Below are 17,252 nucleotides of genomic sequence, written 5' to 3'. Positions count from 1 at the left end.
CTGAAGATCAAATGTGGGAGCGGGCTTGCTCGCGAAGGCCGCACCTCGGTTTATCTGCCAGGCGCCAACCCAAAAAACGCCTGGATCAAGCGCAAATCCCGCCGCCGCTCCATGCACCCGATCATGTGCCGATTGACCAGACCCTCGCCAATAATCGGCACCGCCGCCACCCGCGGGTCATGGCTGACTTCCACCGACGACACCACGCCCACGCCCAATTCTGCGGCCACGGCCTCGGTCACTGCCTCGCGACTGTCCAACTCCAGTAACACCCGTGGATTGACCCTGGCCTGAGCGCATGCCTCGTCGAACGTGCGTCGGGTAATCGAACTCGGTTCACGCAAGACCATGATCACCTGGTCCAGCTCCTTGAGCTGCACCCCTTTCGACTGCTGCGCCCACGGATGTCCAGCAGGCACCAACGCACAAATCCTCGACTCGCTCAACGCTTGCAGGTGCAGCCCCTTGCGCGGCTCGACCTCGGTCAGCACCGCCACGTCGGCATGCTCCGACAACAACGCCGCCAATGTTTCCTGAGCATTGCCCAACCGCAGGTTCACGGTGATCCCCGGATAACGCGCACGCAAACTGGCGAGCATCGGCATGACCATGTGCGGCCCGTCCGCCGCCACTTCCAGGCGCCCGGTCAGCAGCTGCCGGTTGGCCTCCAGCATCACCTGCGCTTCTTCGGCCAAGCCAAACATCGCCCGGGTGATTGCTGCCAGTTTGGTGCCCTCTTCCGTCAGCTCGACGCGCCGCGCGGTACGTCGCAACAAGGTGATCTGGTAGTGCTCCTCCAACGCCTTGATGTGCCCGGTGACCGCCGGTTGGCTGATAAACAGGCGCTCGGCGGCGCGGGTGAAGCTGCCTTCCCGAGCCACAGCGTCGAAGGCACGCAGCTGAAACAGATTCATGAATAACTCTCACTGATGGCTGGCATAACAATAAACAATTTGATTGATAGCTCACCGAATTGCAATTTATGTCCCGTAGCTTCATCCCACTGAGCTTTTGCGAGGACACAAGAATGAGTACTGCCGAGCCCATCCTGCTCACCCCCGGCCCATTGACCACATCGAGCCGCACCCGTCGGGCAATGATGGTCGACTGGGGCTCATGGGATGACCGCTTCAACCAACTGACCGCCAGCCTCTGCGAACAACTGCTGACAATCATCAACGGCGACGACAGCCATCACTGCGTGCCGTTGCAAGGCAGCGGCACGTTCGCGGTCGAGGCAGCCATCGGCACATTGGTGCCTCGCAACGGTAAAGTTCTGGTGCTGATCAATGGCGCCTACGGCAAGCGTCTGGCGAAGATCTGCGAAGTGCTCGGCCGCCCGTTCAGCACCTTCGAAACCGCCGAAGACGAACCGACCACCGCCGTCGACGTCGACCGCCTGCTGCGGGCCGATGCCAGCATCACCCACGTCGCGCTGATTCACTGCGAAACCAGCACCGGTATCCTCAACCCGCTGGCTGAAATCGCCCACGTTATCGAGGAACACGGCAAACGCCTGATCATCGACGCCATGAGTTCGTTTGGCGCCCTGCCGATCGACGCCCAAGATGTGCCGTTCGATGCGCTGATCGCCGCCTCGGGCAAATGCCTGGAAGGTGTGCCAGGGATGGGCTTCGTTTTTGCGCGAAAAGAAGCGCTGGCCAATGCCGCCGGCAATTCGCACTCACTGGCAATGGACTTGTTCGACCAGCACACCTACATGGCCAAGACCGGCCAATGGCGCTTCACCCCGCCGACCCACGTGGTCGCGGCGCTGCACGAAGCGCTGCTGCAATACAACGAAGAAGGTGGCTTGCCCGCACGGCATCAGCGCTATGCCAATAATTGCCAGGTGCTGCTCGATGACATGGCCCAACTGGGGCTGCGCAGCTTCCTGCCCGCCGCGATCCAGGCGCCGATCATCGTCACCTTCCACGCGCCGAAAGACCCGCGCTATCAGTTCAAGGAATTCTACGAACGGGTCAAGGCCAAGGGTTTCATCCTCTACCCCGGCAAACTGACCCAGGTCGAAACCTTCCGCGTCGGCTGCATCGGCCACGTCAACCAGGCCGACATGCACGCCGCGGTGGCGGCGGTCGCCGAGGTGCTGCGCGAGATGGAAGTCATCGACATCTGAATTAACAGACACCGCCGTCCCTGTAGGAGCGAGGCTTGCCCGCGAATGCAGACGACACGGTCCGTCAGTTAAACCGAATTATCGTTCTTCGCGGGCAAGCCTCGCTCCTACAAGGGACACCTCACATGAACTACAGCAACCCAACCAAACTCCAAGCCGCCATCCTCGACTGGGCCGGCACCGTGGTCGACTTCGGCTCTTTCGCCCCGACGCAGATTTTTGTCGAAGCCTTCGCCGAGTTCGACGTCCAGGTTTCCATCGAAGAGGCCCGCGGACCGATGGGCATGGGCAAATGGGATCACATTCGTACCCTGTGCGATCAGCCGCAAGTCGCCGAGCGTTACCGCAACGTGTTTGGTCGCACACCGACCGACGATGACGTCACTGCCATTTACAAACGCTTCATGCCGCTGCAGATCGAAAAAATCGCCGAACACTCGGCCCTGATTCCGGGCGCCCTGAACACCATCGCCAACCTGCGCCAACAAGGGATCAAGATCGGCTCCTGCTCCGGCTACCCGAAACAGGTCATGGACAAAGTCGTCGAACTGGCCGCCACTAACGGCTACGTCGCCGATCACGTGGTCGCCACCGACGAAGTGCCCAACGGACGCCCATGGCCGGCTCAGGCACTGGCCAACGTGATTGCCCTGGGCATCGACGACGTCGCGGCCTGCGTGAAGATCGACGACACGGTGCCGGGCATTCTCGAAGGTCGCCGCGCCGGCATGTGGACCGTGGCGTTGATTTGCTCCGGCAACGCGCTGGGTCTGGACTACGAAGGCTATCGCGCCCTGAGCAGCGATAAACTGGCCAGCGAACGCAAGCGCATTCACGCCATGTTCGAAGGCTCGCGGCCGCACTACATGATCGACACCCTCACCGACTTGCCCGAGGTGATCGCCGACATCAACAAGCGCCTGGCCAAGGGCGAGATGCCGCAAACCAACTGATTGCATCCCTCTCCCCACAAAAAAGCGTCAGTTCCTTTAACGGAACTGACGCTTTTTTGTGGTCGATTACTTGATTCAGAGCATTGAACAGCCCATTGGTCTCAGGTAAATCCCTCAAACAGGATTACAGTTAACCCACGCCGTCGAACAAGAACGGTGACTTCAGACCAGACCTGTGAGGAAACACCGTATGCCCTGGAAGAATTCCGAATCACGCTACAGTACCGTATCGATCGCGCTGCACTGGTTGATGCTGGTTCTGCTATTAGTGGTTTACGCCTGCATCGAATTGCGCGGGATATTCCCCAAAGGCAGTGGCGGCCGGACGCTGATCAAGGAAGCCCACTTCATGCTCGGCCTGACGGTGTTCGTGCTGGTCTGGTTGCGGCTGTTCGCCCGCAGCCTGGGGCCGGCGCCGCAGATCTTCCCCGCCTCGCCACGCTGGCAGACCCTGCTCGCCAAACTGATGCATTGGGCGCTGTATATTTTCATGATCACCATGCCGATTCTGGGCTGGCTGATTACCAGCGCCGAGGGGCATCAGGTGATGTTCTATGGCATTGATCTGCCGTTGCTGATCGAAGAAAACAAACCGCTGGCCAAGCAGCTTGAGGGCTGGCATGTGCTCGGCGGGACGATCGGCTATTGGCTGATCGGACTGCACGCCGTGGCCGGGCTTTACCACCACTATGTGGTGCGCGATAACACCCTGCTGCGGATGATGCCCAAGCGAGGTTGAGTTCGGGGTGGTAAATCAAGACACAAAACCTGTAGGAGCGAGGCTTGCCCGCGAAGAACGATGACGCGTGATACCTGAAAAGCCGCGGTGCATTCTTCGCGGGCAAGCCTCGCTCCTACAGGATTTAGCCCTCTCGCCGTGAACTGAACCCCCGGCGGCCCTGCAAGCCGCCGGTATGGACGAAGATCAGTCGCGTTCCCCGGGCAAATTTACCCGCCTCGACTTGCTGCTTGAGCGCCAGCAGCGCTTTGCCGGTGTACAGCGGTTCGAGAGGAATGCCACTGGCCTGTTCGGTCTGCTCGATGAACGCAAGCAACGGCGGATCGACTTTGGCAAAACCGCCACGGCTGGCGTCCAGCAGTTCATAGGCGGGATCGATCAGTCCGGCGTCCTGCACAATCATGTCGACCTGCTGCGCCACGCCATGGTCGTCAGGCACCGCCAGCGCGCCATACACCGGATGTTCGCCCGCCTCGGCCAGAACCAGACCGGCCAGGGTGGTGCCCGTTCCGCAGGCCAGCCACCAGCCATCATAATTGCTCCACCCCAAAGCACTCAGTTGCTCGCAAGCCATCTCCTTCAGCCGCATGCAGCCCTTCGCTCCAAGCAAGCCGCCGCCACCTTCCGGCACTGGATGTAGTTCGGGGTATTGCTCGCGCCATGGCTGCCAGAAGCCCGGTTCATGTCGCGCGCGATAACCGCCATAACCCAACCAGTGCAAGTGCATGCCGAATGCCTGCAAGTCCTTTACCGTCGGAGTGTCTTGCGGATGCCCACGCAGCAGTCCGACCGTGGTGAAACCAAAGCGTTTGCCTGCAGCGGCCAATGCATGGAGATGGTTGGAATGGGCACCGCCCAGGCTGATGATGCCTTGGGCGCCATTCTGGTCAGCGGCTTTGAGATGTTCGATGAGTTTGAACCACTTGTTACCGCTGATCAGCGGGTCGATCTGGTTCAGACGAAGGATCGCGACGTCGATGCCGGCGGTGGTGAGCCAGTCGAGGTGAAGGGGGTCGAGGGGGGCTTGGGGTAGCCAGTCTGTTGGTGGGGAAAGCATTGATGCCGGCTCGGGGTAAAGAGCCCATATCTTAGCAGCAGACAGGACGCCTTCGCGGGCAAGCCTCGCTCCTACAGGTTTCAGGTTGCTCACCCAATGGTGCTTTAACTCGAAACCCTGTAGGAGCGAGGCTTGCCCGCGAAGGCTATTGGCAAGCTAAGCCTGCCTACTCCATTACAACTCAGCCGCCAACCGCGAACCCTGGTTGATCGCGCGCTTGGCATCCAGCTCCGCCGCCACGTCCGCGCCGCCGATCAAATGCACGTTCTGCCCGGCCGCGAGCAAACCGTCCTGCAACTCACGCAACGGATCCTGTCCGGCGCAGATCACGATGTTGTCCACCGGCAGCACCTGCGGTTCGCCGCTTTCACCGATACGGATGTGCAGGCCTTCATCGTCGATCTTCAGGTACTCGACGCTGTTGAGCATCTGCACCTGCTTGTTCTTGAGACCCGTGCGGTGAATCCAGCCGGTGGTCTTGCCCAGGCCATCGCCGACCTTGGATGTCTTGCGTTGCAGCAGGAACACTTCACGGGCCGGCGCATGGGGCTCAGCCTTGATACCCGCAACGCCGCCGCGCGCTTCCAGGTGTGTATCGATGCCCCACTCCTTCCAGAACGCTTCGCGGTCCTGACTGGTGGCCACACCCTTGTGAACGAGGAATTCCGACACGTCGAAACCGATACCGCCGGCGCCGATCACCGCGACGCGCTTGCCCACCGGTTTGCGCTCGAGGATCACGTCCAGGTAGCTCAGCACCTTGGCATGCTCGACGCCCGGTATCGCCGGCACCCGTGGCGCAATGCCGGTCGCCAGGATGATTTCGTCGTAACCGCCCTCAACCAGCTGCGCCACGTCCACACGGGTGTTCAGGCACAGTTCGACGTGGGTGGTCTGCAATTTGCGGTTGAAGTAGCGCAGGGTTTCGAAGAACTCTTCTTTGCCCGGCACGCGCTTGGCAATGTTGAACTGGCCGCCGATTTCGCTGGCCGAATCGAACAACGTCACCTGATGACCACGTTCAGCAGCCACGGTCGCGACAGACAGTCCCGCAGGGCCTGCGCCGACCACAGCAATTTTCTTGATCTGCTGCACCGGCAGGTAATTGAGTTCGGTTTCATGGCAGGCCCGTGGGTTCACCAGGCAACTGGTCAACTTGCCGCCAAAGGTGTGATCCAGGCACGCCTGATTGCAACCGATGCAGGTGTTGATTTCATCGCCACGACCGGCCGCAGCCTTGTTGACGAAATCCGGATCGGCGAGGAACGGCCGCGCCATGGACACCATGTCGGCATCGCCTTCGGCCAGAATCTGCTCGGCGACTTCCGGGGTGTTGATGCGGTTAGTGGTGATCAGCGGAATACTGACCGAGCCACGCAGCTTGGCCGTGACTTTGCTGAACGCCGCACGTGGCACCTTGGTGGCGATGGTCGGAATCCGCGCTTCGTGCCAGCCGATGCCAGTGTTGATGATCGTCGCACCGGCCTGCTCGATGGCCTTGGCCAATTGCACGATCTCTTCCCAGCTGCTGCCGCCTTCCACCAGATCGAGCATCGACAGGCGGAAGATAATGATGAAGTTCGGGCCGACCGCTTCGCGCACCCGGCGGACGATTTCCACCGGCAGGCGCATGCGGTTTTCGTAAGCACCGCCCCAGCGGTCAGTGCGATGGTTGGTGTGGGCCGCGAGAAACTGGTTAATGAAATAACCTTCGGAGCCCATGATCTCGACGCCGTCGTACTCGGCTTTTTGCGCCAGGGTCGAGCAGGTGACGAAATCGCTGATCTGCTTCTCGATGCCTTCTTCGTCCAGCTCTTTAGGCTTGAACGGGTTGATCGGCGCCTGAATCGCGCTCGGGGCCACTTGTTTCGGGCTGTAGGCATAACGCCCGGCATGAAGAATCTGCATGCAGATCTTGCCGCCCGCCTCGTGCACTGCTCGGGTGACGATCAGGTGTTTGAGTGCTTCTTCCTCGGTGGTCAGCTTGGCCGCGCCGGAATAAACCCCGCCCTCATCATTCGGGCCGATACCGCCGGTGACCATCAGGCCAACGCCACCACGGGCACGCTCGGCGAAGTACGCGGCCATGCGCTCGAAACCGCCGGGCTTTTCCTCAAGCCCCGTGTGCATCGAGCCCATCAGGGTGCGGTTGCGCAACGTGGTAAAACCCAGGTCCAGCGGGGCCAACAGGTGCGGGTAATGAGCGGCGGCCATCGGTAACTCCACAACGAGCGATCACGGAAAAAATGCAGGAGCTCTTCGGCCCCGTCAGTCATGTTCGACAGACTAAGAGTCGCACCGCTGTCACTCAATGACCGTAACTGACAACTTATTGATCCAAATGTGCAGCGCCCCTTGGCAAGCGCGGGGATGGGCCCTACCCTAGTCGCGAACCCTGCACACGGCCGTTGACTGTTTCCCCATGCGCAAACTTTTGTACCTGACCTTCTCCATGGCGTTGATCGCCGTCCTCACGACCTACGCCATGTGGGCCGCGGACCGTCCGGTGGGTCATTACCTGTCGGATTTGCGTATCAGCCTTGCGGTCGATCAGGGCACCCCCGCCGATCGCGGCAATCTGCTGGGTATCCAGCCCGAGCTGTTCCCCACCGATTATCAAAGCCCCGAACGCCTGCACCGCAAGCTCGCGGCTTACTTGCAGAAGGCTCAGGATCAGGGCCTGCTGAATGAAAAGACCATCGTCGTACTGCCCGAACATGTCGGCACCTGGCTGATGATCAGCGGCGAAAAAGACGAGTTGTACCAGGCCACTACGCTCAAGGAAGCGATGAACTGGCTGGCGGTGAGCAACCCGTTGCAGTTCATCCGCGCCCTGATCAGTGCCGAGGGCGGTAGCCGTCTCGACGATGCGCACTTGCGGATGAAAGCCAAGAAAATGGCCAAGAGTTACCAGGCGCTGTTCGGCGGCTTGGCGAAAGAATTCCGCATCACTCTGGTGGCGGGTTCCATCGTGTTGCCCGAGCCGAGTGTCAGCGATGGCACCCTGAAGATTGGCCGCGGTGCCCTGTACAACAGCAGCGTCGTGTTCGGTCGCGACGGTTTGCCGATCGGCCAGCCGCAGCGGCAAATGCACCCGACTTTCGCTGGTCACGACACCGTCGATGCCAATTCCGAACACACGATCAACGTCGTCGACACACCGGCCGGACGCTTGGGCGTGTTGATCGGCAGCGACAGTTGGTATCCGGAAAACTATCGCAAACTCGACGATCAAGGCGCGCAACTGGTGGCGGTCCCGGCGTTCGTCGTCGGGCGCGGGTCTTGGGACCAACCGTGGCGCGGCTACAAAGGCCAGTCCACGCCTAGCTCTGTCAGTCTCAAGGCTGGCGAACTCAGCGAAGGTCAGGCCTGGCATCGGCTGACGCTGATTGCCCAACCGTCCGGCAGCCAGACCATCGCCGGCATGAGCGTGTTCCTGCGCGGTCAGTTCTGGGACAAGGGCAGCGCCGGTCAAAGTTTCCTCAGCAGCAACGGGCAACAATTCGCCGACGGCGATGCCCGGGGCGCGCGTTTGCTGAACCTCTGGCTGTAAGCCGATGAAACCGCAGCCGATGCGCCTCGGGGATTTGTCGGTGGGCTTCGTCCATAGCCTGGCCGACGCCGTGCGCAGCCATGGCCTGGACCCACAACCGCTGCTCGAACAGTACGGCCTCGACGCCGCACGACTGGCCGAGGCCGGCGCCCGCCTCTCGATCCCGCGCTACATGCGCCTGGGTCACGGGGCCATTCAACTGACTGACGACCCGGCACTGGGTTTGCGTATGGGCCAGCTCAGCCGTCTGAGCCAGGCCGGCCTGGCCGGAGTCACCGCCGCCCAGGCCCCCACCGTGCGGGAAGCGGCGCGCTGCCTGATACGCTTTGAAGCGCTGTATGGCTCCAACTATCGCGGCCAATCGAGCTTTCATGAAGACGCCCAGGGCGCCTGGCTGCGGTTCTATTCGATCAGTCCCTACAATGCCTACAATCGCTTCGTGGTGGATTCGATCATCGCCGGCTGGTTGCAGCAATTGTCCAGCGTAAGCCCTGCCCCGCTACGCGCCGAACGGATCGAGATCGAGTTTGAAGCGCCGGATTACCGCGAGGCCTACGCCGTGTTGGGGGATTGTCCGATTCAGTTTGGCGCCGAACAGAATCAACTGCGCCTGAACCTGGACAGCCTCGCCCAGCGCAATCCGCAGCACTGCCCCAGTACCTGGCGGCACCTGCTGCAATTGTGTGAACGGGAACTGGAGCAACTGACACGCACCCGCAGCCTGCGTGAACGCATCACTCAGTTACTGGGGCCGTTGCTCAATGGTGGTCGGGAACCCGACCTGGAAGAAGTGGCGGCACGCCTGAAGCTGCCGACCTGGACCTTGCGTCGCAAACTCGCCGAGGAAGGCACGCAATTTCGTGCAATTCTCAACGACACGCGCCGCGACCTCGCCATGACTTACATCCGAGACACCGAACTGGCGTTCGGGGAAATCGCCTACCTGCTGGGATTTGCCTCTGCCGAAGCCTTTCAACGGGCTTTCAAACGCTGGAACGGCCAGACCCCCGGCGAGTTTCGCCGCAGTCATCGCCAATCCGCGTAAGGTTAGGGGGCGTTCTCAATAAGTTTCCCCGCTGCTCCCCCTAAAGCTCGGTAGCGTCTTCGGCTGGTTCCAGCGGGTCCAGTTCAAACGCCTGGTATTCGAGCAGTTCTTCCTGATAATCGTCCATTATTAAACCCCCATCGCTTGTTGAAAAAATCGCTTGAATAAATGACCAGCGCCCTGAGCATAAAGTGCCCGCATGAAAGAAAAATGACGCGGGCATTACACTACGTCGCTATCAATAAAACGTAGCAGGTGGTCAGGAATTTATCACAGGATTTTTTCGATACGAGCGGTGGGAATACGGCTCGACTTGATGTGGATCAAACTTGGAAGGTGTTGCGGGACGGAGTCGTCTGACCCGATCCCGTAACATCAGCCCATTACTGGCCGGAGACAGGCATGGCCGAAATTGGCTCGGTCGGTGCCGGCATGGTGCTTGAATCCGCCGGTGGAGCCACTGTTTCGGTGGACGAAGTCGGCTCGCTGCTCTGCACCGGGGTAATCGGCGCCGTTTCAGCAGGTGGCACAACAGGCTCCGAACTGGCTGGAGCGGTTTCAGCGGGTACAGGTTCGGCTGCCGGCGCTGGAGCAGGCGCAGGTTCTGCCGCTGGGGTCGAGGTCGGCGCCAACTGAGCCGGCGCAGCCTTGGCTTCGGGCACACCCAGATCAGTCTTCGGCTTCTCGGTAATGTGTGCCGCCTTCTTCGCCTCCGGTGGTAGGAACAACTCGACCAAGGCAAAGAAACGCTCGTAGAACTTGGCCGAGGACACGGTTTCACTGGCGACCTTGACCATCGAATCGTCAGACGAGCCGATCGGCATCGATACCGAGCCCAACACACCGACACCGAGGCTGGCGGAGTTGTTGGTCTTCTTCAACGCATAACGGTCCTGCAGGGCGTTGGCGAACATTGTCGCGTGATGCCCTTCGCTGCCGTCATCGGCACAGACCACGCTGAAGCTGATCTCCATGTGGGTCTCGCCAGTCTGCTGGAAGCTCTTGTGTCCACTGACCAGCTTCGGATCGGCGCTGGTGATGATGTAACCCTGGCTGAGCAAAGCCCGACGGGCGGCCTCGCAGGTTTGCGCATCGGTCACCGGGTAATTGCGCGAGAACGTTCCGGAGTCGTCGAAGTTCTCATGCTCGTAGATGGCGGCTTTCTTCGACGAACAACCGGCAGCGGCGGCCAGCACCAAGGCCAGCCCGACAACACGCATGGGAATTGATTTAAACATTGAACATCCTGAGGAAAACGGTTCGGGGCGTATTGTGCAACAGATCGATGCTTAGCGTCGCACCGTTTGGTGTCTTGAAACAGTTACAAGTCTACTGACTGTTACTGACAGGAAAAAGTCGCGCGGTAAATAAGCAGGCGACGGGTAGCTCATGCCATTTTTGTTTCACCCATAAAAAACCCCAGCCTTACGGCCGGGGTTTTTGTGTCGCGCAAAGCTCAGTCAAGCATCAGAAACGCTTGATCTCAGCCTCGCTTTCCAACAGTTTTCGGTAAGCCGCGAAGTCTTGCTGGCCAATGCGCGAGGCGAGGAAGCGACGGTATTGAACCTTCTCTTCTTCGGTCGGCGCCGCAGCTTCGTTCACGCCGTTCAGACGCACGATCACCAGGCTACCATCGGCCAGGGTCACGCTGCTGAAGGTCGGCTTGTCTTTGGCAACCGGCTTGGGCATGCGGAACAGCGCTTGCAGCACAGTCGGGTCGACCCCTTCCTGAGCACGCGTCGCAGCTTGAGTCACTTTCCAGTTCTGGCCATCGATCGCCTGGTCCAGTGCAGTCTTGCCATCGCGCAGGCTGACGATCAGTTGATCAGCCTTGGTCTTGGCGGCAGCACTGGCATGCTCCTTGGTCAGCTGCGCACGGATGCTGGCAGCCACGCTTTCCAGCGGCAGTTGCTCAGGCTTGCGGTGTTCCTTGGCGCGCAGCACGATCACGGTTTCCGGGTCCAGCTCGATGGCGGTGCTGTTGGCACCCTCATCCAGCACTTCAGGACTGAACGCAGCGGTCACTACGGCACGGTTGGCCGCAATTCCTTCGCCACCTTCCCGGCCGAATGGCGCGGACGTGTGGACAGTCAGCTTCAGGTCTTGTGCCGGCTGGGCCAGATCGGAGGCTTCGAACGACGAGTCTTCCAATTGTTTGGTCGCCTCGACGAAACGCTGCTCGACCTGCTGGGTTTTCAGCTCGCGGGTCAGCTTGTCTTTCAGGCTGGCAAACGTCGGCACTTCAGGGGCTTCAACGCCCAGCAGCTTGATCAGGTGGAAACCGAAGTCAGTGCGAACCGGCTCCGAAACCTGATCCTTGGCCAACGAATACAGGGCTTTTTCAAACGCTGGATCGTAGACGCCTGGACCTGCATAACCGAGGTCACCGCCGTTGTTCGCCGAGCCTGGATCCTGGGAGAACTCCTTGGCCAGAGCCTCGAATTTCTCGCCTTTGGCCAGACGCGCCTGCACTTCTTCGATTTTGGCCTTGGCTTGCGCCTCGGTCACCTTATCGTTCACTTCGACCAGAATATGCGCAGCCCGGCGTTGCTCGGACAGGTTCGCGGTTTCTTTCTGATACGCCGCTTGCAAGTCTTCGTCCTTGACGCTGACCTGATCAAAGAAGGACGCCTTCTTCAATTCGAGGTAGTCGATGACCACCTGATCCGGCGTCATGAATTCCTTGGCGTGTTCGTCGTAGTAGGCTTTGACTTCGTCGTCAGTCAGTTTCACCGCCGCAGGATCTGCCTTGACGTTCAAGGTGGCGAAATCGCGGGTCTGTTTTTCCAGACGGGCGAAGGCCAGAACCTGTGCATCGGTGACAAAGCCGCTACCGGCCAAGCCAGCACGTAGCTGACCGATCAGCATTTCCTGAGCCAGCATCTGGCGAAATTGCAGACGGCTATAGCCCAGTTGACGGATCACCTGATCGAAGCGATCGGCGTTGAATTTGCCTTCCACCTGGAATTCAGGCGTTTGCAGGATCACCTGATCCAAAGCCGCTTCGGAGAAAGCGAATTTCGATTTTTCTGCGCCTTGCAGCAGCAGTTTGCGATCAATCAGGCCTTTGAGGGCCGATTCGCGCAGCATTTTTTCGTCGAGCAAGGAAGCATCGAAATCCTTGCCAAGCTGTTGCATGAGCTGACGGCGTTGCATATCGACCGCCTGGTTCAGCTCGTTTTGACTGATTTCTTCACCATTGACCTTGGCCGCATCCTGGCTGTTGGTCGTCGCCTGGAAAATGGCCTCGATACCGGTGAAAGCCATCAGTACAACGATGATCCCGATAATGGTCTTGGCAATCCAGCCTTGTGAATTGTCCCTGATATTCTGCAGCATGCGTCCCCCAGAAACGGTTGAACTTCAAAATTAGGCAACCGTGGAGCGTGGGTAGAATCCGGATAGAAGAAAGGCGCATCCGAGGATGCGCCTTCTCGTAACTGGCGGAGCGGACGGGACTCGAACCCGCGACCCCCGGCGTGACAGGCCGGTATTCTAACCGACTGAACTACCGCTCCGCTGCCAAGTCAGGAATGACCCCGACCCGGATAGGCAAAAACCTGAATCGAACTTAGTTGACAGCTTCTTTCAGTGCTTTACCGGCTTTGAAACCTGGCTTTTTGGCAGCAGCGATTTCCAGCGTCTTACCGGTCTGTGGGTTACGACCAATGCGAGCTGGACGATCGGTTACGGAGAAGGTACCGAAACCAACCAGAACAACAGAGTCGCCAGCCTTGAGAGCGCCAGTGACGGATTCGATTACAGCGTCCAGCGCACGGCCAGCAGCAGCTTTCGGGATATCAGCGGATGCAGCGATAGCATCAATCAGTTCCGACTTGTTCACTCTAAGTCCCCTTATATCTATTTGAGTTTGATTCTAAGTTTTTTGGTGAAAGCAAAAAAACGAGTGCTGAATGGCCTACAGACACTTAAGAGCCGCTTTATAACAAGGGCTCTAAAAAACTGTCAACAAGCCCCCCAGGCAAATGCGTACTAATGCGTGCTAATTCTTTCCTTAGAGTCAGTCTCGCGTTTTTCATCCTTTGCAACGATCTCCGGAACCACATCCGGCAAGGGCTCCGGCGCGTATTGCAGCGCAATTTGCAGGACCTCGTCAATCCATTTAACTGGTTTAATCTGTAGATCTTGCTTGATATTGTCAGGAATTTCCTTCAGATCGCGTACGTTCTCTTCAGGAATGATCACCGTCTTGATTCCACCACGGTGAGCAGCCAGCAGTTTTTCTTTCAAACCACCAATCGCCAACACCTGACCACGCAAGGTGATTTCGCCGGTCATGGCAACATCTGCGCGTACAGGAATGCCAGTCAATGCTGACACCAGGGCCGTGCACATGCCTACACCGGCGCTAGGGCCATCTTTCGGCGTTGCCCCTTCAGGCATATGGATATGGGTGTCGCGCTTCTCGTGGAAGTCCAGAGGAATCCCCAGGCTCTTCGCACGGCTGCGGACAACGGTCAGGGCTGCGGTGATCGATTCGACCATCACGTCACCCAGAGAACCGGTTTTGATCAACTGGCCTTTACCCGGAACGACCGCGGCTTCGATGGTCAGCAATTCGCCCCCCACCTGAGTCCACGCCAAGCCTGTGACCTGACCGATCTGATCCTGTGACTCAGCCAGACCGTAGCGGAATTTACGCACGCCCAGGAAGTGCTCGAGCATGTCGGCAGTGACCTTCACCGAGAAGCGTTTTTCCATCGCATGCTCTTTGACCGCCTTGCGGCAAACCTTGGCAATCTGGCGCTCCAGCCCACGTACACCGGCTTCGCGGGTGTAGTAGCGGATGATGTCGCGGATCGCTTCGGCGTCGAATTCCAGCTCGCCTTTCTTCAGTCCGTTGGCCGTAATCTGCTTCGGCGAAAGGTATTTGACAGCGATGTTGATCTTCTCGTCTTCGGTGTAACCCGGCAGACGAATCACTTCCATCCGGTCCAGCAGCGCCGGCGGAATGTTCATGGAGTTGGAGGTGCACAGGAACATCACATCGGACAGGTCGTAATCGACCTCCAGATAGTGATCGTTGAAGTTGTGGTTCTGCTCGGGGTCGAGCACTTCCAGCAACGCCGACGCCGGATCGCCACGCATGTCGCTGCCCATTTTGTCGATTTCATCGAGCAGGAACAGCGGGTTGCGGACGCCCACCTTTGTCATTTTTTGAATCAATCTTCCCGGCATCGAACCGATATAAGTCCGGCGATGACCACGAATTTCCGCCTCATCGCGCACACCACCGAGGGCCATGCGCACGAATTTGCGGTTGGTGGCGTGAGCGATCGACTCTGCCAGAGAGGTTTTACCCACCCCGGGAGGACCGACCAGGCACAGCACCGGACCACGAATCTTCTTCACGCGCTTCTGCACGGCGAGGTATTCGAGGATCCGCTCTTTGACTTCTTCCAGACCATAGTGGTCGGCGTCGAGAATGTCTTCGGCACGAGCGAGGTCCAGACGCACCTTGCTCTGGGCCTTCCACGGCACTTGAACCAGCCAGTCGATATACGAACGCACCACCGTCGCTTCCGCGGACATTGGCGACATTTGCTTGAGCTTGTTCAGTTCGGCCTGAGCCTTGGCCAACGCGTCTTTCGGCAGGCCGGCGGCATCGATACGCTTCTTCAGCTCTTCGATTTCGTTGTGGCCTTCGTCGCTGTCGCCCAGTTCTTTCTGAATGGCCTTCATCTGCTCATTCAGGTAGTACTCGCGCTGGCTGCGCTCCATTTGCTTTTTAACGCGGCCGCGAATGCGTTTTTCGACTTGCAGCAGATCGATCTCGGCATCCAGCAACGCCAGAACGTGCTCGACCCGGGCCGACAAATCGATGATTTCGAGGATTTCCTGCTTCTGCTCGATTTTCAGGGCCATGTGCGCGGCCATGGTGTCAACCAGGCGGCCTGGCTCGTCGATGCTGTTAAGCGACGACAGGACTTCAGCGGGGACTTTCTTGCCCAGCTGCACATATTGTTCGAATTGAGCCAGCAAGCTGCGGACAAACACTTCCGACTCGCGCTCAGGCGCGTCGACTTCGTCGATCAGCGAAACTTCGGCACGGCAGTGGCCGTCGACTTCGCTGAAGCGCTCCACGGCGCCCCGCTGCTCGCCTTCGACAAGAACCTTGACCGTGCCGTCAGGCAGCTTGAGCAGCTGCAGAACGGTAGCGATGGTGCCTACGCGATAAAGTGCTTCTTCACCGGGATCGTCGTCAGCAGGATTTCGCTGAGCCAGCAGAAGGATCTGCTTGTCGCCCGTCATCGCTGCCTCGAGGGCTTCGATGGATTTCTCGCGCCCCACGAACAGCGGGATAACCATGTGCGGATAAACCACGACATCACGCAATGGCAGGAGAGGCAATTCGATGGTTGTCTTCATGATTTCGCCTCTACGGCGGCCATAAGGCCGTAAACAGATGGAAGTAAGCTTGAAACCAAGATGGGGGCTGTTTTCAAAAAAAACAAGCGGATAAAAAAACCACTTTAAAGATCGCCGCTTACGGTAGCGCCTGCGTGGGCCCGGACACATCCAAAAAGGTCGGATGTCATGCTGCCTTCACAGCGGTTGGACGATCCGACAAGCCAGCGCCCACAATAGCAAAGGGGCCCGAAGGCCCCTTCTTTATTTCAGCAGTGTGACGCTCAGGCGTCTGGCGCTGCCTTGGCAGCCGGCTCACTGTTTTCGTAGATATACAGTGGCTTGGACTTGCCTTCTATAACGCTTTCATCGATCACTACTTTACTCACCTCGGATTGCGAGGGGATTTCATACATAGTGTCGAGCAATACACCTTCGAGAATCGAACGCAGACCACGGGCACCGGTTTTGCGTTCCAGGGCACGCTTGGCGACCGATTTCAGCGCGTCAGCCCGGAATTCCAGGTCCACGCCTTCCATCTCGAACAGCTTGGCATACTGCTTGGTCAGAGCATTTTTCGGCTCGGTGAGAATCTGCATCAACGCAGCCTCATCAAGCTCGTCCAGCGTGGCAAGTACCGGCAGACGACCAACGAACTCCGGGATCAGACCGAACTTGACCAGATCGTCAGGCTCGACTTCACGCAGGGACTCACCGACTTTCTTGCCTTCTTCCTTGCTGCGCACTTCCGCGTTGAAACCAATGCCACCCTTGGTGGAACGGTTTTGAATAACCTTTTCCAGACCGGAGAACGCACCACCGCAGATGAACAGGATGTTACGGGTGTCGACCTGAAGGAATTCCTGCTGCGGATGCTTGCGACCACCTTGAGGTGGAACGGAAGCGACCGTACCTTCGATCAACTTGAGCAGGGCCTGCTGCACGCCTTCACCGGAAACGTCCCGAGTGATCGACGGGTTGTCAGATTTACGTGAGATCTTGTCGATCTCATCGATGTAGACGATACCCATCTGGGCTTTTTCTACATCGTAATCGCACTTCTGCAGCAGCTTCTGAATGATGTTCTCGACATCTTCACCTACATAACCCGCCTCGGTGAGGGTGGTTGCGTCGGCGATGGTGAACGGAACGTTCAGCAAGCGGGCCAGTGTTTCGGCAAGCAGGGTTTTACCCGAGCCTGTCGGGCCGATCAGCAAGATGTTGCTTTTGCCGAGTTCGACGTCGTCATTCTTTTTGTCACGCTGGTTCAAACGCTTGTAGTGGTTGTACACCGCTACGGCCAGAACCTTTTTCGCACGCTCCTGACCAATCACGTACTGATCAAGGATGCCGCTGATTTCTTTAGGCGAAGGCAATTTATGCGCGCTGCTTTCGGCCT

The 17,252-nt window shown here is 58.8% G+C and carries 13 protein-coding genes and 1 tRNA gene; 5 read left to right on the top strand and 9 right to left on the bottom strand.

Translation table 11 applies throughout. The features are described from left to right. Nucleotides 1-50 precede the first annotated feature (50 nt). A complete protein-coding gene (locus ACIPLA_RS17125; protein ID WP_218394391.1) occupies nucleotides 51-914 on the bottom strand; it encodes a LysR substrate-binding domain-containing protein in 864 nt (287 codons plus the stop codon). Between the two features lie 113 nt (nucleotides 915-1,027). Between ACIPLA_RS17125 and ACIPLA_RS17120 the strand changes: the two genes are divergently transcribed. The 3 genes from ACIPLA_RS17120 (at nucleotide 1,028) to ACIPLA_RS17110 (ending at nucleotide 3,829) form a co-directional block, all read left to right on the top strand. Then, nucleotides 1,028-2,137: a 2-aminoethylphosphonate--pyruvate transaminase gene (locus ACIPLA_RS17120; protein WP_401174410.1), complete on the top strand. Its 1,110-nt coding sequence runs from the start codon at nucleotides 1,028-1,030 to the stop codon at nucleotides 2,135-2,137. Between the two features lie 125 nt (nucleotides 2,138-2,262). Beyond that, nucleotides 2,263-3,090 carry a phosphonoacetaldehyde hydrolase gene (gene phnX, locus ACIPLA_RS17115; RefSeq protein ID WP_401174407.1) on the top strand — a complete coding sequence of 276 codons (828 nt, stop codon included), beginning with the start codon at nucleotides 2,263-2,265 and terminating at the stop codon, nucleotides 3,088-3,090. Nucleotides 3,091-3,280: 190 nt separating this feature from the next. After that, complete coding sequence (locus tag ACIPLA_RS17110) at nucleotides 3,281-3,829, top strand: cytochrome b (protein WP_401174405.1); 549 nt, start codon at nucleotides 3,281-3,283, stop codon at nucleotides 3,827-3,829. Nucleotides 3,830-3,953: 124 nt separating this feature from the next. On the opposite strand, the gene ACIPLA_RS17105 is transcribed toward ACIPLA_RS17110, so the two are convergent. Together ACIPLA_RS17105 and ACIPLA_RS17100 are read right to left on the bottom strand one after the other, a co-directional pair. Further along, nucleotides 3,954-4,886 (bottom strand): 1-aminocyclopropane-1-carboxylate deaminase/D-cysteine desulfhydrase, encoded by a 933-nt coding sequence (locus ACIPLA_RS17105; protein WP_401174402.1) that lies wholly within the window; start codon nucleotides 4,884-4,886, stop codon nucleotides 3,954-3,956. 174 nt (nucleotides 4,887-5,060) lie between these two features. Continuing rightward, complete coding sequence (locus tag ACIPLA_RS17100) at nucleotides 5,061-7,100, bottom strand: NADPH-dependent 2,4-dienoyl-CoA reductase (RefSeq protein WP_218394386.1); 2,040 nt, start codon at nucleotides 7,098-7,100, stop codon at nucleotides 5,061-5,063. Nucleotides 7,101-7,308: 208 nt separating this feature from the next. Here ACIPLA_RS17100 and ACIPLA_RS17095 point away from each other — a divergent pair, with 208 nt between their 5' ends. After that, the gene (locus ACIPLA_RS17095; RefSeq protein WP_218394385.1) at nucleotides 7,309-8,439 is read left to right on the top strand and encodes a nitrilase-related carbon-nitrogen hydrolase; all 1,131 of its coding nucleotides are present in this window, start codon (nucleotides 7,309-7,311) and stop codon (nucleotides 8,437-8,439) included. A gap of 4 nt (nucleotides 8,440-8,443) precedes the next feature. Then, nucleotides 8,444-9,484 carry an AraC family transcriptional regulator gene (locus ACIPLA_RS17090; RefSeq protein WP_192342580.1) on the top strand — a complete coding sequence of 347 codons (1,041 nt, stop codon included), beginning with the start codon at nucleotides 8,444-8,446 and terminating at the stop codon, nucleotides 9,482-9,484. 383 nt (nucleotides 9,485-9,867) lie between these two features. Here ACIPLA_RS17090 and ACIPLA_RS17085 read toward each other — a convergent pair whose 3' ends face one another. From ACIPLA_RS17085 to clpX, 6 genes are all read right to left on the bottom strand, one after another. Continuing rightward, complete coding sequence (locus ACIPLA_RS17085) at nucleotides 9,868-10,722, bottom strand: DUF2242 domain-containing protein (RefSeq protein ID WP_401174398.1); 855 nt, start codon at nucleotides 10,720-10,722, stop codon at nucleotides 9,868-9,870. A 229-nt stretch (nucleotides 10,723-10,951) separates the two neighbouring features. Next, nucleotides 10,952-12,823 (bottom strand): SurA N-terminal domain-containing protein, encoded by a 1,872-nt coding sequence (locus tag ACIPLA_RS17080; RefSeq protein ID WP_401174395.1) that lies wholly within the window; start codon nucleotides 12,821-12,823, stop codon nucleotides 10,952-10,954. 102 nt (nucleotides 12,824-12,925) lie between these two features. Further along, nucleotides 12,926-13,002 (bottom strand) — tRNA-Asp (locus tag ACIPLA_RS17075). Between the two features lie 53 nt (nucleotides 13,003-13,055). Then, nucleotides 13,056-13,328, bottom strand: a complete 273-nt coding sequence (locus ACIPLA_RS17070; protein ID WP_002552737.1) for an HU family DNA-binding protein — start codon at nucleotides 13,326-13,328, stop codon at nucleotides 13,056-13,058. 149 nt (nucleotides 13,329-13,477) lie between these two features. Further along, nucleotides 13,478-15,874, bottom strand: a complete 2,397-nt coding sequence (lon, locus tag ACIPLA_RS17065; RefSeq protein ID WP_008073094.1) for an endopeptidase La — start codon at nucleotides 15,872-15,874, stop codon at nucleotides 13,478-13,480. 263 nt (nucleotides 15,875-16,137) lie between these two features. Continuing rightward, a partial coding sequence (clpX, locus tag ACIPLA_RS17060; RefSeq protein WP_401174392.1) for an ATP-dependent Clp protease ATP-binding subunit ClpX occupies nucleotides 16,138-17,252 on the bottom strand: 1,115 nt, incomplete at its 5' end.

This window comes from Pseudomonas sp. NPDC086112, assembly GCF_044746425.1.
Taxonomy (GTDB): domain Bacteria; phylum Pseudomonadota; class Gammaproteobacteria; order Pseudomonadales; family Pseudomonadaceae; genus Aquipseudomonas.
Note: the sequence above shows the minus strand (reverse complement) of the source record. Positions and strands in the feature narration are given on the sequence as shown.

Bases quoted from the DNA above. Each gene is read 5' to 3' on its own strand.
- phnX (WP_401174407.1), top strand. From the start codon at position 2,263: ATGAACTACAGCAACCCAACCAAACTCCAAGCCGCCATCCTCGACTGG.
- ACIPLA_RS17095 (WP_218394385.1), top strand. From the start codon at position 7,309: ATGCGCAAACTTTTGTACCTGACCTTCTCCATGGCGTTGATCGCCGTC.
- ACIPLA_RS17110 (WP_401174405.1), top strand. From the start codon at position 3,281: ATGCCCTGGAAGAATTCCGAATCACGCTACAGTACCGTATCGATCGCG.
- ACIPLA_RS17090 (WP_192342580.1), top strand. From the start codon at position 8,444: ATGAAACCGCAGCCGATGCGCCTCGGGGATTTGTCGGTGGGCTTCGTC.
- lon (WP_008073094.1), bottom strand. From the start codon at position 15,874: ATGAAGACAACCATCGAATTGCCTCTCCTGCCATTGCGTGATGTCGTG.
- ACIPLA_RS17080 (WP_401174395.1), bottom strand. From the start codon at position 12,823: ATGCTGCAGAATATCAGGGACAATTCACAAGGCTGGATTGCCAAGACC.
- ACIPLA_RS17105 (WP_401174402.1), bottom strand. From the start codon at position 4,886: ATGCTTTCCCCACCAACAGACTGGCTACCCCAAGCCCCCCTCGACCCC.
- ACIPLA_RS17100 (WP_218394386.1), bottom strand. From the start codon at position 7,100: ATGGCCGCCGCTCATTACCCGCACCTGTTGGCCCCGCTGGACCTGGGT.
- ACIPLA_RS17085 (WP_401174398.1), bottom strand. From the start codon at position 10,722: ATGTTTAAATCAATTCCCATGCGTGTTGTCGGGCTGGCCTTGGTGCTG.
- ACIPLA_RS17120 (WP_401174410.1), top strand. From the start codon at position 1,028: ATGAGTACTGCCGAGCCCATCCTGCTCACCCCCGGCCCATTGACCACA.
- ACIPLA_RS17125 (WP_218394391.1), bottom strand. From the start codon at position 914: ATGAATCTGTTTCAGCTGCGTGCCTTCGACGCTGTGGCTCGGGAAGGC.